This is a genomic window from Sulfurimonas aquatica, assembly GCF_017357825.1.
GTDB classification, from domain to species: Bacteria; Campylobacterota; Campylobacteria; order Campylobacterales; family Sulfurimonadaceae; genus Sulfurimonas; species Sulfurimonas aquatica.
Genome location: NZ_CP046072.1, coordinates 1,950,293 through 1,966,265, shown reverse-complemented (window position 1 = coordinate 1,966,265; position 15,973 = coordinate 1,950,293). Strand labels below are relative to the sequence as shown.

The following is a 15,973-nucleotide window of genomic DNA, read 5'->3' as shown; positions in this document are numbered from 1 at the left end:
CTTAAATGTTTCGCCTTCTAATTGCACTACTATTATTTGCAATTTCTCTTCACGCCCTTAGCGATAGTAAGATTTTAAAGCGGGCAAATGGCTTTTTAAAATCAAAAAGTAAAAGTGATCAGTTTCGCGCATACAACGACTTTAAAAACTTATATTTAAGAGCCTTAATGGGGCAAAATGATAAGTTACGACTTAACTCTTTAGAGGGTATAGTTAAGAGTGGTGGCAATCTTCATATAGATGTATCTCAATACTCAGATGAACTTGAAACTACAAAACCAAAATCTTCTTATAAAACTTCTAAGAAAAACACTCAAAGTAAAAAAAATATAAAAGTAAAATCTTCACATAGTTTAAAATCAATACGGTGGAAAAGTGGAAAGCTTGTTATGGAGTTTGACAAAAAACTGCGAAATAATCAGATAAATTATTTCACCCTCTTTGATTCAAAAACTAAGAGATACAAGTATGTTTTTGATATTCATGCATCTATGCTTGTGAGATCTCAAAACTTACGAAAAGATGGTGTTGATAAAATTAAGCTAGCACAATTTAATCCTTCAACCCTGCGTTTAGTTATAGAAAATAGAGAAAAATTAAAAGTTCGTTTTAATCCTCAAAACAATCAATTAACTATTAATATAAGTACCATAGGTGTTCAAAAAATAAAGAAGAGTACAGTTAAAACTCCTGTACGTCTTGATAGAAATAAGGTAATTGTAATAGATGCTGGACATGGGGGTAAAGACCCTGGTGCAGTTGGATATAAAAAATATAGAGAAAAAGTTGTTGTACTTCAGATCGCTCAGGAATTAAAAGATATTTTAAAATCACGTGGATTTAAAGTCTATATGACAAGAGATAGAGATAAGTTTGTAAAACTTAGCCAAAGAACAAAATTTGCTAATAATAAAAATGCCGATATATTTATTAGTATTCATGCTAACGCTGTAGGTAAAAAGCATGCAAATAAAGCACAAGGAATAGAGTCATATTTCTTATCTAAGTCACGTTCTACAAGAGCAAAAAAAGTTGCTGAAAAAGAGAATATGGCAGATATGAGTGAGATGGACTTTTATGGCAAAGAGAGTTTTTTAAATACCATTAACTCTCATAATATAGTTGCAGCTAATAAGCTAGCAATAGATTTACAACGCGGTGCATTAGCCTCACTGAATAAAAGCTATAAAAAAGTAAAAGATGCTGGTGTTAGAGAGGGACCATTTTGGGTTCTCGTTGGTGCACAAATGCCTGCTGTTTTAGTCGAAGTTGGATTTATATCTCACCCAACAGAGGCTAAAAGGTTAGTAAAACATAAGTACCAAAAGAAATTGGCACTGGGTCTTGCAAATGGAATCGAGAGATACTTTAAAAATAACTAATTTTATGTTCTGAGGATTAATTAATCCTCTTTCTTGTAATCTAGTTGTCCTGCTACTGACTCTTTATCATTGATAAGTTGCTCAATCTGTTGTTTAACTTTGGAGTATCTATATTGCTCTTTAAAGCCCATTATTCTACCGCCTGCTGCATTTGGATGTCCACCACCATTTGCCCACTCTTTAGAGATTTGAGCTACACTTACATTATTATCTGCACGAAGACTCATCGCACCCTTAAAGCTTACATCAACAATAAAGTCATACTCAGGATAAGCTACTAGAAAACCATTTCCAATTATAGAAGTATTTCCAACCGCGTATGAGAGGTAACCTTTATACCCTTTATAGTATATGGTGTTAGTTGCTCTTTGAGACCCGAGAAGTTTTACTATATATTTTGTAGCTAGATTATCTAATGTGTCATTATTACCCTCTTTAAAGAACTCTTTTTTTATTAAATGAATTTTTTCATCTAAAACTATAGGAGCATCCTCTTCATGTATGTATTTAACTGCTTCCATGAGAAGTGACAACTTGTACTCAGAGTCTTCATCCGCAAACATAACACGATTAAGCTCTCTTGTTTCTGTAACAAGTCTCATACAAACTTTACCATACTCAAAGTTATCATGCTCCTCTTTTTTCCATAAGTCAACAGCGTTTACTACGTCTACATATTTTGACATCCACCCTGGCTCATCAAGTTCAAAGTGCTCTTTGGCATAATCATACGTGATTTTAGTGGCGCAGCGGGACTCATCTAGATAGTACCAGTCATGTTTCTTCGCACTCTCTTGACCACTCCCGTGGTGATCTAAAAGAGTTAGATTAACATCAATCTTATTTTTGTTTAGTTTTTGAACTTCATGAGTTAGCCATCTTGATTCATCAGCAGTAAGATTTAAATCCGTGATAAGTATTAATGCCTTATCTTTTTTATCGATGATATTTTTTATAATGATGTCTAATTTAGCTTTTACTTCTGGACCATAGTTGGCGTTATAGTTATATTTTTGATATGGAGTAGATTTCATAATAAGCTGACAGCTATAGCCATCTAAGTCTATGTGGGAGAGATGGTGGATAGTTCTATTTTTCATGATTTGACCTTTTTTAGTTTATAGTTTTATGTTTCTGTATTTAATGCGATTGAGCCGAGTACTTCAAAAGTAGCATTTGAATCTATCTCTGCATGAGAGAGCGTTACAACATCAAGAGAGAAGCGCTCAAATATCTCCGCTACTCCACGACGAAGTTGTGGATCTACTATTATGATAACAGGAGAAATTCCTTTTTGAAGGAGTTCCGCTGCTTTTGTACTTGTTGCCTGGATAAGTGCATTTATCTCACCAACATTAAGCAAAAGGTTTCTTGTTCCATCTTGCTCTTGAGATTTTTGTAAAAGTAGTTGTTCTGCATTTGTATCAAATGTTAAGAGTCTTATAACGCCATCTTCACTTGAATACATCTGCGTTATAATCCTTGAGAGTTTTGCACGTACTTGCTCTGTTATGAGGTCTACATTTTTTGTAAACTCTGCAATATCTGCAATCGTCTCAAGAATTGTTAGCATATCTTTGAGTGGAATTTTTTCATGTAAAAGAGCTTTTAAAACTCTTTGAATAAGACCAATGCTTGCAACTTTAAGTACATCATCGATGATGACAGGAAAAGAGTCTTTAATCTTGTCTATAAGTGTTTGTACCTCTTGGCGAGTAAGTAACTCTTCAGCATTGCGTTTAATAAGCTCACTCATATGAGTTGAGACAACCGTTGCAGGATCAACTACAGTATATCCATTGATGATGGCGTCCTCTTTATCATCTGGAAATATCCAAAGTGCATCTAGACCAAAAGCAGGCTCTTTTGTAGGGTCGCCTTTGATGTCTCCAGTAGCCATTCCACTATCCATTGCTAAAAATTTGTCAGGCATGATCTCGCCCTCACCAATACTTATTCCCTTTAGGAGTATCTGGTATTGAGTTGGTTGGAGGTGAAGATTATCCCTTATACGAACTTGAGGCATTAAAAAACCAAAATCACTAGCAATTTTTCGTCGCATAGAACGAATCCGTTCAAGTAAATCACCACCTTGAGAGTTGTCGGCTAATTTGATAAGCTGATATCCAAGTGTAAGTTCAAGCATTTCGACTTTGAGTATATCTTCTAAAGCGTTCTCTTCTTCTTTTGCTATCTCTTCATTACTCTTTTGAGGTTTGACTTTTTGTCTCTCTTTGTCTAGAGTCTCTTGAGACTTTTTACTGAGTAAATTATCAACGTCAAGTATGCTAAGTTCACCCTTGTCAAATTTATATATTGCCCAGCCAAGTACGGAAAAAAGTATACCAACTAGCCCCATTGAAGCTGTAGGTAGACCTGGAACAAGAGCAAACAGAATCATGATAAAACCAACTATCATCATGATTTTTGCATTTCCTGCCATCTGGTTTATAGTACCCTCGGCAAAATTATCACCATCGCTCGATGAGCGAGTAATCATAATACCAGTAGCTGTTGAGATAATGAGTGCTGGAATCTGACCAACAAGTCCATCACCAATAGTTAGTAGAGTAAAGACTGAAGCACTATCACTTACACTCATATCATGCTGGAACACGCCAATTAAAAATCCACCTATGATGTTTATAAGAGTAATGATTATTCCCGCAACGGCGTCACCTTTTACAAACTTACTCGAACCATCCATTGCTCCATAGAAGTTTGCATCTTGAAGAATCTCTGCACGGCGTTGTTTGGCCTCCGCATCATCAATGAGCCCTGCGTTTAAGTCCGCATCAACCGCCATCTGTTTACCAGGCATAGAGTCAAGTACGAAACGAGCTGCAACTTCAGCAACTCTTGTTGAACCTTTTGTAATAACCATGAAGTTTATCAAAACAAGGATAGAAAAAACTATGATACCTATAACAAAGTTTCCTCCTACAACAAAGTCTCCAAAACTAGTTATTATCTCACTGACACCACCTTGACCCTCATGCCCATGACTTAAAATCATTCTTGTAGTAGCGATATTTAAAGAGAGTCTAAAGAGAGTTAGTATGAGTATAAGGGTTGGAAATGTTGTTAAGTCAGTAGGCTTAGGAACATATAAAGAGATAAGTAAGATTAGCACAGCAAGAGACATAGAAACAGTTAGGAGTAGATCTAAAATAGCTGAGGGTAAAGGGACAATGATAATAGCTAAAATAGCCATTACAAAAACTACAACACTTAAATCACGTTGACCAAGTAAGAAGTTTAAAGTTGTACCTACTTGTTGTTTAAGAGTGAGTTTTCTTGCCATTTACTACTCGTCTATAAGGTCAGCAAGTGTAAGGTCTGCTAGAAAAGAGTCTATTTTACCCTGTAGTTTATTTAAAAATGGCCAAATTGAGCATATGTTAGCTCTATCAGATGGACAATTTTCTTCAGATGGAGCACACTCAAAAACCGCAGGTGCTTTACCCTCAACACTAGACATTACCTCAAGCATAGAGATATCTTTAGGTTCTTTACTTAATGCAAATCCACCATTAACACCTTTGAATGATTGTAAAATTCCTACTTTTGCTAATGATTGCAAAATTTTAGCTAGAAAGCTTTTAGATATGGAGAGTTCTCTTGAGAGGGTTTCACTATCCATTGGCTCTTTAGCAGATGAGAGAAGGATTAAAGATAGTATGGCATATTCGCTAGCACGTGTGATTAACATATATCTGCACTTTACATAATTATTTAGAACTCTTATTATAGCTAAAATATAGATGAAAGTTATAAATAAATAAAGATAAAGAAAATTTTAGCTATAATCCCGGTTCAGCTTTATCTGCAATTTGCATTTAAGTTAGATTAATATACCCATCAGGAGGCTATCATGGCTTTAGATTCGGCTAAAAAACAAGAAATAGTTACAAAATATGGTCGCAATGAGAGCGATACTGGTTCAAGTGAAGTTCAAATTGCACTTTTAACACTTAGAATTGCAGAGTTAACAGAGCACTTAAAAATATTTAAAAAAGATCATGCATCACGCTTAGGACTACTTAAGTTAGTTGGTAAACGTCGTCGTCTTATGAGATATTTCAAGCGTGTTAATAAAGAAGCATACCTTAACCTTGTAGAATCTCTTCAGATTCGTGACAATATCTAGTTATAGACTTTTCTTATACAGCTTAAAACTTTTCTTTATGTTTTAAGCTCTTTCTTTTTCTTTAAAACCCCCTAAAATAGTATATTTTATCACACTGCCTTCTAGTATTACAATCTTTACTCATAAATATTAATTTTTTAATTTACTTTCAGTTCTTAAAGAGTATGATTATTATAATTTGATTTTATTGGAGGTTTAGTGTGTCAAAAAATAATAATGATATTAGTACCGAAGGTCTCACATTTTTAGAAGATGGAGAAGTTTTATATAATGATCTTTATCTACTCTCAGAAACAGATGAAAAGGGGATAGTTAAATATGCAAGTGACTCCTTTTTAAAAATTGCGAATATGAGAGAAGACGAACTAATCGGCCAACCACATAATGTCGTTAGACACCCCGATATGCCAAGAGCTGCATTTAAGTCTCTTTGGGGAGATATTCAAGCAAAAGGCTTCTGGACAGGTTTTGTTAAAAATGCACGTAAAGGTGGAGGATATTATTGGGTACTTGCAACAATCCTACGCTCTATAGATAAAAATGGAAACACAAAATATGTATCAATACGCACTAAACCATCACGTGAAGATGTTCAAAAAGCCCAAGAACTTTACGCAACACTAGATTAAGATAAAAGGATTTTATAATGGCATTAATGAAAAAAAGTGGTTCGGGCACATCTTCAGCAGTAATAGCTCCTAGTTCGGGAACTGATAAACGAAAACAGAGAACATTAGCTAAACAACAACAAATTAGTGAGAGCATTGCTGGTGTTTCGATGAGTATTTTAGAAAATGCTCAAGAGAGTGTAAGTGCAATAGAAGAGTTGAAATCTTCAATGGAGCAAATTGCAACAGCAGCTGAAGAGAATAGTGGCGCGAGTGAGCAAGCTCTCTCAAACGTCAAAGGCATAAACACTAACATTGGACGAATGGCTTCAACTATAGAGAGTGTAACAAACTCTACTCTAGCTGCAGGTGATAATATCATGGCCGCAGTAAATAAAATCAATACCTCCGTTGATAGAATGGCGACCGCTGTAAATGTGGCAAAAGAGTCTTCAACAAAGAGTGAAGAGCTCAAAGAGTCTTCTCAAAATATTGGTAATGCAGTTGGATTTATTGCAAAGATTGCAGACCAAACTAACTTACTAGCATTAAACGCAGCTATTGAAGCATCGCGTGCAAAAGAGCATGGTAAAGGTTTTGCCGTTGTTGCAGATGAGACTCGTTCGTTAGCTGGAGAGAGTGAAAAAAATGCTGAGTTTATTTCTGAACTTGTAAATAAAATTCAAAGTAGCATAGATAGTATCATCAGAAGCATAGGCTCTACGACAAATATTATCGCTGATAATGGTAGTAAAGGAAATGAGTTAAGTCTTAAGATGGAAGAGTTGACTAAAATAGCAGTCTATTCTGTTGAAGCATCTAGAAGTATAGGCTCATATACAAGTCAACTTGGAAACTCTATAGATAAGATTAATGCCGGTTCGCAAGAGATTGCTGTGGCATCATCTCAAATTGCCCTTTCAGTTGAAACTACACTCAACTCTATAGAGATACAGTCAGATGCACTCTCTCAAACAGAAGATGACATCAAAGAGTTGTCTAATCTAGCTGAAGAGTTAAAATACTCTACAGACACTATGAAGTCCGCTGAAGATATAGCATTAAGTGCTGATACTATTAGTGGTTCTATGGATGACATTCAAAATGCACTTGAAGATGTTACTGCTTCATTAAATCAAATGGAAGAGGCTTCGCAAAGTACAAACCAGAGTGCGTTAAATAATAAAGAGTTAATTCAATCAGGGCTTCTTACAGCTAAAGATATAGATAAACTTATAGAGATAGCAAGAAGAAATTTCGATCTTTTAAAAATATCTTTTAATGAACTTAAATCATCAGTTATTGGAATTAAAACTTCATTTGCAGACTCCATAGCACAAGGAAATAGTGCTGCTTCTGAGTTAAATGTGATTGTTAAAGAGACAAAAAGTGTTGATAAAACAGTTGGAAATATATCAAACTCGATTGTTCAGCTTAATATGCTTGCCATTAGTGGTTCAATCGAAGCTGCTCGTGCAGGTGATTTTGGCAAAGGTTTTGCTGTTGTAAGTGCTGACATTAGAAATCTTGCTAAAGACTCAGAATCAAATACTGAAAAAATTAATGATATCGTTGAATCTATGAACTCTGAGATTGATACTGTTAAGGGTGACTGGAGTGATCTTTTACATTCGCAAGGTTTAGAAGAGACAAATATTAACTCTTTGGTTGAGGACATTGTTACGATTACTGATATGCTAGTTGATTTACTAGATAAATATACGGGCCTTAAGGCTGCAAATGATCAAAATCTAGAAGGTATGAATCAGGTGATGATTGGAATTAACGAGATTCAAAAAGCTGTTGAGCTTAGTGCTAGAAATGCTATGGAATCACGTAAGGCAAGTGAATTAATTATAGATACTGTTACTCATATTGGAGAAGGCGTAGAAGAGTTGGCCGTTATGGCTGATGAACTTCAGCAAGGTTAAAAAAGTAGGTGTAAACTATGCTAATTGAAGAGATTTTAATAGTAAAGAATGCTCATGAGAGTTATGGTATACCCATTGATGAGGTAAACCAGATTTCTAGAGTCCCATCATTAATGCCTCTTCCCCTACGTCCATCTGGAGTAAGAGGTTTGTGCTCAGTGAGTGGAAGCGTTGTTTCTATGGTGGATATGAATTTACTATTAGGTTTAAGTGAAGTCGATATTGAAGCAAATTCAAGCAGAATTATTAGCTTGAATGAAGAGTACTCTTCTAATGCTCTTCTGGTGAGTACTGTATATAATACTGTAGAAGTTCAACAAGATAGGATTGAATACTTAGATGACAAAGATGACCCTGTAGTTGGGATATACAAATATAAAAACACTCTTGTTCAAGTTTTATCCTTAAGTAGACTTTTTAGTAAGATAAACAAGATTGATATAAGATCAAAAGAGATTCACTCAGGAAAAATTAAAAATAAGATTGCTAAAGAAGAGGATTCTCAAAGATTTTTGATATTTTCTATGTCAAGAGAGAAATATGCTCTAGATATTGATTATCTCCAAGAGATTATTCTTGCTGAGTGTGACTACACTCAAATTGCTGGAACGTCTAGTGAGGTACTTGGTCTTATAACATTAAGAGACGAACTCTTAATGGTTATAGATTTGAGAGTCTATTATGGATTTGAAGCAAAGCATAGTGACACAAATAGAATTTTAGTGGTCTCTTGCGGCGATAAAAAAATTGCACTCTATATTGATTCTATTATAGATATTAAAAATTATAATAAAAAGGATATAGAGTACTTTCATAATGAGAAGTCGCAAATCCGCAAGATAGCAGGTGTTATTCATGAGAATGAGTCATTGATTTCATTTTTTAATCATGAAGTTATACAGCAGATACTTAAAGAGAATGATGCATATATTGAATCTAAAGATAAGAGTACTCTTCAAGAGAATTCTCAAGTCTATGCGATGGAGGTTATCGTATTTAGACTTGCTTCTAAAGAGTATGCTTTTAATATTGAATATGTAGATGAAATTATCGATATGATTCCTTCAACTAAGATAGCTTTTACGGATAAATTTATTGATGGAATAATAAATATCAGAGGTCAAATAGTTACTATAGTCTCTCTTTTTGATAAGTTGCATATTACGAGATCAGTTACTGAGGACTCTAAAATTATTATATGTAATATAGATGATACTAGAATAGGATTTGTTGTCGATAGTGTAAGTGATATCTTGAGTGTAAAAGAGGATGAGATTAAAGAAGAAGCCGATAACTATTTTGACAATATACTCCACCTAGATAATGGAAAGAGATTAGTCCTCTCTATGGATGTAGAAAAAATTCTTCAAGGAAAGTATTAATGAGTAAAAACATATTAATAGTTGACGACTCTGCACTTGTAAGAAAACAACTCAAAGAGATTATATCAACTTTAGATTTTAATATTGATTTTGCTAAAAATGGCCACGAAGCAGTTGAGAAGGCAACATCTTTTCAATACGATATCATAACCATGGACATAAATATGCCCATAATGGATGGATTAGAAGCAACTCGTCAGATTATGCAGAAACAAGCTACTCCTATATTAATGGTAAGTTCTCTAACAAAAGAGGATGCCCCAACTACCATGGAAGCATTAGAGCTTGGTGCCATTGATTATATTGCTAAACCAGGTACAATGAATGTTGGAAAAAATGAAAATCGTGAAGAGATACTTGAAAAAGTTCAGCTGTTAAGTAAAATTTCGATTAGAAGATTAAAAAGAAACTTACTTAGACCAGCAACTCGAGAAAGAAGAAGACTTGTTACTAGAAAAGAATCAGAATTAAGAAAAGAAGCCCCAGTTTCTTCAACAAAAGAGATTGAAAAAATCGTTTTAATTGGTTCTTCTACTGGAGGACCGGGTCTGATTGAGCAGATATGTACACATGTTCCATCAAGTTATAAATATCCAATCTGCATAGTGCAACATATGCCAGAACACTTCTCAAAAGCATTTGCAGAGCGTTTAGATAGAGCAAGCCCTCTGCCTGTTTATGAGACTCAAAATGGTATGGAAGTAGTACCTGGAAATATTTATGTAGCTCGTGGAGGTGTTCATTTAACCTTTAGAAAAAAAGTATCAGGAAAAATAGTAATTTATGAAGATAAAAACAAGGGTAGTAGCTTTTTTCAACCTAGTGTAAATGCGATGATGCATAGTTCGTTAAAAATATTTGATGCAAAGAAGATCGTTGGCGTTATATTAACAGGTATTGGTGATGATGGTGCAGATGCGATGGTAGAACTTAAAAAAGCTGGAGCATACACAATAGGTGAAAGTGAAAATAGTGCAACTATCTATGGTATGCCAAAAGAAGCATATGAGAGGGGCGGGGTACTTGAGCAACTTGATTTTCTTGCTATTTTAAAAAAAATTGTGACTCTAAGGTAGGGGAAAGAGAATGGCTTTAATTAAAAAACATGTTGAACAAGAGATAAAAGAGTTACCAACTTTTACAAACATTGAAGATGCAAAATATTTTTTTGAAACGAGCACTGACTTTGATGAAAAAGTGTATGTTATAGAAGAAATTATAAAGTTTCATGGTGGAGGAGAATATTTAATCGAGTATATAAACAATGAAGATGCAGATAAAAAGCTCTCTACAAAGGTTGCATCAGTAATTTCGAATATGGACTCCAATGAGGCACCAATAGAGAAAATTATGGATCTTTTGCGTTTAGAGAATGCATATGTACGAAATCTTGGAATTTCAATGTTAAGAGATTTTGGTGACTCTATAAGGTACTATATTATTAAGTTTCTTATTGGTGATGATAAAGACTTAAGAATTTTTGCCATTAATGTTCTCGGTGATGTGAATTTTTCTGAATCTCGTGATATGCTTGTGGAACTTTTAGAGACCGAACAAGAGATTAACGTAGCTATGACAGCAGTTGATTATATGGCTGAAATTGGAGAGGAAGAAGATATTCCTCTTTTAGAGTCTTTAAAAGAGCGTTTCGCTGGTGAGTTTTATGTTCAATTTGCAGTAGATGGTGCTGTGAAGATGATTAAGGGATAAGATATGGGCTATCTATTATCAACAGAAAATTTTGTAAAAATTGGAGAGTTTATATATAGAAAAAGTGGAATTCATCTTGAAGAAGATAAGCACTATGAAAAACTTGCCAAATATGTAGAGCAGCGTTCAAGTAAACTTGAATTTGATACATTTAGAAAATATTTTTTTAAGCTGCGTTTTGATGATAAGAGTGGTTTAGAGTTTCAAGAGCTTATGAATGCAGTTACAGTAAATGAAACATATTTCTTTAGAGAGAAAGATCAGTTTGAAGTACTTGCAAATAATATCTTGGCTGAACTTCATGCTAGTATCAAATCAGATAGACCCATAAGGATTTTATCAGCTCCCTGTTCAACTGGGGAAGAGCCTTACTCTATAGTTTTACATATTTTAGAAGAGAGAAATATAGTCCAAAAGCGTGATATTGAGGTAGTAGGTATAGATATTGATTCTACTGTTATCAAAAAAGCAAAAGATGCTAAATATAGCGAGCGTGCTATCCATGCTATACCAAAGAATATATTAGGAAAGTGGTTTGTTAAAAAAGGTTTAGACTATAGTTTAAGGGATGATCTTTTAGATTCAGTAGATTTTCAAGTAGCAAATGTATTTGATAAGGTACAGATGAGAAAACTTGGAAAATTTGATGTTATTTTTTCAAGAAATATGTTGATATATTTTGATGATGCTTCAAGAAAAGAGGTCGCGATGACCTTTTATGATATGTTGAACCCTGATGGTTATGTCCTTTTAGGACATGCTGAATATATGAGTCGCATAGTATCAGTTTTTAATGCAAAAAAAATAGAAAATACTTTAATTTATCAAAAATAGGAGAATAAGAATGCCATTAGTAATATTTGTAGATGATAGTGAAACAGCTCTAGCTTCAACTAGAATGGTTACAAATTCTATGCCAATAGAAGTGAAGCAGTACACACAGGCAGAGGTTGCATTAGCGGAAATAAAAGCGGGAATGATACCTGATTTAATTATTACAGATCTAAATATGCCGGGTATGAATGGTTTTGAATTTTTAGAAGGACTGCGAGGCGTACCCTCAACAAAAAGAACGCCTACTCTTATGCTCACGACTGAAACAAAGCCTGAGCTTAAGCAGCAAGGTAAAGCATTAGGTCTTACAGGTTGGATCGTTAAGCCATTTAATCCTGCACAGTTAAAACAAGCAATAACTAGAGTTTTAAGATTACCGGCTTAAGAGAATGGAGATGGTAATTCTTAAGTGTGTAGATGAACTTTTAACACATATAAAAAGTGTAGAAGAGAATGTTATAAAGTTATCCAATGATTCTTTAATGAATATGAGCACATTTATGGAAGAAAATAGTCTTGAGATTGATGATAAGCTATCTAGTGCATTTCAATATCAAGATATTATTACCCAACAACTTAGTGCTACAATAGAAGCTATTGATAGTATGAAAAGTAGTATGAATAGGTTTACTACTTCTTATGAGAGTGATGAAAGTTTAACTGAGCAGAGCATGGTAAAGTTACAGGAAAAATTAACAGATACCTTGGAAAAAGCAAAAGATAAAAATAACAGATTCTCTGGAAAGTTTTCACAAGACAGTTCAGATGATGAAATAGAATTTTTTTAGGAGAATACAATGGCAACAGTCATGGTCGTAGATGATTCAAAAACGGTAAGAAATTACCACGGTTCAATATTAAAAGCCATGGGTCTAGAGATAGTAGAAGCTGAAAATGGTATGGAAGCTTTAGAGAAGAGTTTAGGCACTAAAATAGATCTATACCTTGTTGATGTCAATATGCCAATTATGGATGGGTATTCTTTTATAAAAGATTTAAGAAAGCAAGAAAGTAACAAAACTGTACCGATAATTATGGTTACAACGCAAGCAAAAGAAGAAGATAAAATTAATGCTTATAAAGTTGGTGCTAACCTTTTTGAAACTAAGCCTATTAAACCAGACCAGCTTCAAGCATATGTTGATATTTTAATTAAGAGTTAAGGAGAAATTATGGATCCATTATTAGAACAGTTTTTAAGTGAAGCTAGAGAGAATTTAGCCTTTATAGATCAAAATATTGGTGAGATTGGTGGTGATGATCCAGAACTTCTTAACTCCGTGTTTCGTGCGGCACATACATTAAAAGGTGGAAGTGGGATAGTTGGTTTTGAGTCTATAAAAAACATTACACATCATGCTGAAGATCTTTTAGATATGCTTAGAGGAGGTAAGATAGAGTTTAAAGAGTCTATGGTAGAAGCACTATATGATGCTTTTGATGAAGTTGTAAACCTTGTTGAAGCGGCTGAAGAGACAAGTGAAATAGTAGATGCTAATGAAGAAATAATTCAAAGAATAGTTAGTTCTTTGAGTGCACAAATGGGTAAAGAGATAAAATCAGCAACTAATTGGGAGTTACCATTTAAGTTAGTCTCAAATTTAGAGTCTATACTTAATGTTCCAATGAAAACACTTCGTGGAGTTAACTCTATTAAAGTTCCATTTAAAAATTCTGAGCTCAATGAAGAGTTCTGCTCAAATAGTAATTTTTATGCAGTACTATTTGATGTAGATGACTCATGTATGGTTTATGGAAATGATCCTATCTATACTCTGAGTTTACTTGGAGATAAAGTTTTTGGAGTTTTCTCTTGCATGAGCGACGAAAACGCAAAATCAGTCCTAAGTGGAACAGAAGATGAAGAGGGCTTACTTCTAAAGACATCAATAATTGCATTTATATATGCTTCTTATGAAGATATTGAAGACTCATTGTTTAACTTTATAGATGAACTAGAGTTTTTACCATTAGACATTAGTACACTACTAGCTACGCAAGAAGGTGATACTGGACTTCAGATTGATTCTCTTAAAGAGTTATCAAGTGTTACTGAGAATTCTGATCTCTTAACAATTGCAAATGAAGTAAAAAACTCTATGGAGCTTGTTGGAGTAGATACAATTCAGTACGCTAAGCTTGAAAGATTTTTAGATATTGTTGGCTTAATGGATGAATCAGATACTCCAAAACTAAAAACATTTTTTCAAACACTCTATATGGGTCAAGCATATAGCCAAGATATTTCTACAGAAGATGAAGTGTCATTTGATGCGACAGTGGAGATAGAAGAAGAAAAAGAGATAGAGTCAGAAAGTGAAGTTACTATTACTGAGCCTGTAGATGAATCCCCTTCTATAATCATGAACGATGAAATCCGTACAACGGTGCAGACTATTTTAGAACAACAATATAAAGCAGTTGAGCATATTGAATCCCAAGAAGATCTATTGAGAGTATCGACTACTTTAGAGAGACTGAGAAAATTCATTCCAGAGATGCCGCATTTAGAAACTCAAGATGAAATAGTTTCATTTTTACAACTCTCTTTAGGTTTAACAGATGAAGCACCAGAAGTTCAAGAGCTAAAAGAAGTCTTCAAAGAAGAAATAGATGAAGTTGAGATTGAGCCAGAAATTGACCCTTTAGAAGAGACTGGAGTCATAGAGAAAGAACCAATAGTAGAAGTTGTGAATACTCCAGAGATTGTTAAATCTAAAAGCCTCAAAATAGAAGATGAGTTAGTAGAAAAGCAGAAGTCTGTCGTTGGTAAAACTGTTAAGATTGACCAAGAGTCTATAGATAGTCTTATGAATGTAGTTGGAGAATTACTTGTTGCCAAAAATTCACTCCCATATTTAGCCGATAATGTCGCTGCAATGACTCACGAGGTAATTAAACGCGAGATTATGGATAAGTACATCTTTATTAACCGCTTATCAGAACAACTTCAAGACCTGATTATGGGTATGAGAATGCTCCCAATCTCTTATGTGTTTGATAGATATCCAAAACTTGTCCGCGACATAGCAAAAACACTTGGTAAAAAAGTCAAGTTAGAGATGAATGGTGGTGAGACAAAGTTAGATAAAAACATGATAGAGATGCTTGCTGATCCATTAATCCACATTATGAGGAACTCTTTAGACCATGGGGTTGAGATGCCAGATGTTCGTGAGCAAAAAGGTAAGGACCCTGTGGGCTCTGTTAGCTTAAACGCTTATGCTCAATCAGATAGAATTATTATTGAAATAATTGATGATGGTGCAGGTATAAATGTAGAAAAAGTAGCATTTAAAGTCTTAGAAAAAGGTTTAATGACATCAGAACAAATTGATGCACTAAGTGAAAAAGAGATGTCAGAGTTAGTCCTTTTACCAGGACTTTCAACATCTGATTCTATCACTGAGTTTAGTGGTCGTGGTGTTGGTATGGATGTAGTTAAAAAATCTATAGAAGGATTTGGAGGTAGCATTGGTATTACAACAAAAGCAAATGAAGGCACAGTAATAACTCTTGCTATTCCTATGTCTTTGGCTGTTACCTCTTTATTACATATTGAGATGAATAGCATTCACTATGGCATTCCAATGGACAGCGTATCTGAAACTGTTAAGCTAGAGCGTTCAGAGATAGAGTACTTGCATAATGAGCCATTTGTTTATATTAGGGGTGATGTTATTCCTCTTCTTTTTATAAAATCTATGTTAAATGAAGATGAAATGGAAGATAAGCCACTCTCTATTGTTGTCTTAAACATTAAAAATAACTTACTCGCAGTTGTAGTAAATGAGTTCTTAGGTCAACTTGACGTTGTACAAAAACCACTTGTTGGCATTATGGAAGGGCACCCTCTCTTTAGTGGTACCGCTCTTCTTGGAAATGGACAGATTATCATGGCTATAGATCCATTAGGGCTTTTAGGAATATCTCAAAAATTAAAAGAAGATATCCAAGTTGCATAGGAGCAAATAAT

At 34.3% G+C, this 15,973-nt stretch carries 15 protein-coding genes; 12 read left to right on the top strand and 3 right to left on the bottom strand.

Annotation, left to right across the window (positions count from 1 at the left end; genetic code table 11):
* Positions 1 to 5 precede the first annotated feature (5 nt).
* Positions 6 to 1,382 carry an N-acetylmuramoyl-L-alanine amidase family protein gene (locus tag GJV85_RS09340; RefSeq protein ID WP_207561116.1) on the top strand — a complete coding sequence of 459 codons (1,377 nt, stop codon included), beginning with the start codon at positions 6 to 8 and terminating at the stop codon, positions 1,380 to 1,382.
* Between the two features lie 20 nt (positions 1,383 to 1,402).
* Here GJV85_RS09340 and GJV85_RS09335 read toward each other — a convergent pair whose 3' ends face one another.
* The 3 genes from GJV85_RS09335 to GJV85_RS09325 are packed head-to-tail and all read right to left on the bottom strand — an operon-like array spanning position 1,403 to position 5,094.
* Entirely contained in the window at positions 1,403 to 2,482 is a 1,080-nt protein-coding gene (locus tag GJV85_RS09335; protein ID WP_207561115.1) for a DHH family phosphoesterase, read from the bottom strand.
* 26 nt (positions 2,483 to 2,508) lie between these two features.
* Positions 2,509 to 4,686, bottom strand: coding sequence for a flagellar biosynthesis protein FlhA (gene flhA, locus GJV85_RS09330; protein WP_207561114.1), 2,178 nt, complete (start codon positions 4,684 to 4,686; stop codon positions 2,509 to 2,511).
* 3 nt (positions 4,687 to 4,689) lie between these two features.
* Positions 4,690 to 5,094 carry an RrF2 family transcriptional regulator gene (locus GJV85_RS09325; protein ID WP_207561113.1) on the bottom strand — a complete coding sequence of 135 codons (405 nt, stop codon included), beginning with the start codon at positions 5,092 to 5,094 and terminating at the stop codon, positions 4,690 to 4,692.
* Between the two features lie 162 nt (positions 5,095 to 5,256).
* Between GJV85_RS09325 and rpsO the strand changes: the two genes are divergently transcribed.
* The 11 genes from rpsO to GJV85_RS09270 all read left to right on the top strand — a co-directional run bounded on the left by rpsO (position 5,257) and on the right by GJV85_RS09270 (position 15,962).
* A complete protein-coding gene (rpsO, locus tag GJV85_RS09320; protein ID WP_207561112.1) occupies positions 5,257 to 5,532 on the top strand; it encodes a 30S ribosomal protein S15 in 276 nt (91 codons plus the stop codon).
* Between the two features lie 200 nt (positions 5,533 to 5,732).
* Positions 5,733 to 6,161 (top strand): PAS domain-containing protein, encoded by a 429-nt coding sequence (locus GJV85_RS09315; RefSeq protein ID WP_207561111.1) that lies wholly within the window; start codon positions 5,733 to 5,735, stop codon positions 6,159 to 6,161.
* Positions 6,162 to 6,178: 17 nt separating this feature from the next.
* A complete protein-coding gene (locus GJV85_RS09310; protein WP_207561110.1) occupies positions 6,179 to 8,071 on the top strand; it encodes a methyl-accepting chemotaxis protein in 1,893 nt (630 codons plus the stop codon).
* 17 nt (positions 8,072 to 8,088) lie between these two features.
* A complete protein-coding gene (locus tag GJV85_RS09305) occupies positions 8,089 to 9,453 on the top strand; it encodes a chemotaxis protein CheW (RefSeq protein ID WP_207561109.1) in 1,365 nt (454 codons plus the stop codon).
* On the top strand, positions 9,453 to 10,529 hold the full coding sequence (gene cheB / locus GJV85_RS09300) for a chemotaxis-specific protein-glutamate methyltransferase CheB (protein ID WP_207561108.1): 1,077 nt from the start codon (positions 9,453 to 9,455) through the stop codon (positions 10,527 to 10,529). The genes GJV85_RS09305 and cheB overlap by 1 nt, the downstream gene beginning before the upstream one ends.
* Before the next feature lie 10 nt (positions 10,530 to 10,539).
* Positions 10,540 to 11,163 carry a HEAT repeat domain-containing protein gene (locus GJV85_RS09295; protein ID WP_207561107.1) on the top strand — a complete coding sequence of 208 codons (624 nt, stop codon included), beginning with the start codon at positions 10,540 to 10,542 and terminating at the stop codon, positions 11,161 to 11,163.
* 3 nt (positions 11,164 to 11,166) lie between these two features.
* Positions 11,167 to 11,997, top strand: coding sequence for a CheR family methyltransferase (locus tag GJV85_RS09290; RefSeq protein WP_207561106.1), 831 nt, complete (start codon positions 11,167 to 11,169; stop codon positions 11,995 to 11,997).
* A 10-nt stretch (positions 11,998 to 12,007) separates the two neighbouring features.
* Positions 12,008 to 12,382, top strand: coding sequence for a response regulator (locus GJV85_RS09285; protein ID WP_207561105.1), 375 nt, complete (start codon positions 12,008 to 12,010; stop codon positions 12,380 to 12,382).
* A 10-nt stretch (positions 12,383 to 12,392) separates the two neighbouring features.
* Complete coding sequence (locus tag GJV85_RS09280) at positions 12,393 to 12,785, top strand: hypothetical protein (RefSeq protein ID WP_207561104.1); 393 nt, start codon at positions 12,393 to 12,395, stop codon at positions 12,783 to 12,785.
* 9 nt (positions 12,786 to 12,794) lie between these two features.
* Positions 12,795 to 13,160: a response regulator gene (locus tag GJV85_RS09275; RefSeq protein ID WP_207561103.1), complete on the top strand. Its 366-nt coding sequence runs from the start codon at positions 12,795 to 12,797 to the stop codon at positions 13,158 to 13,160.
* 9 nt (positions 13,161 to 13,169) lie between these two features.
* Positions 13,170 to 15,962: a chemotaxis protein CheA gene (locus tag GJV85_RS09270; protein ID WP_207561102.1), complete on the top strand. Its 2,793-nt coding sequence runs from the start codon at positions 13,170 to 13,172 to the stop codon at positions 15,960 to 15,962.
* Positions 15,963 to 15,973: the final 11 nt, after the last annotated feature.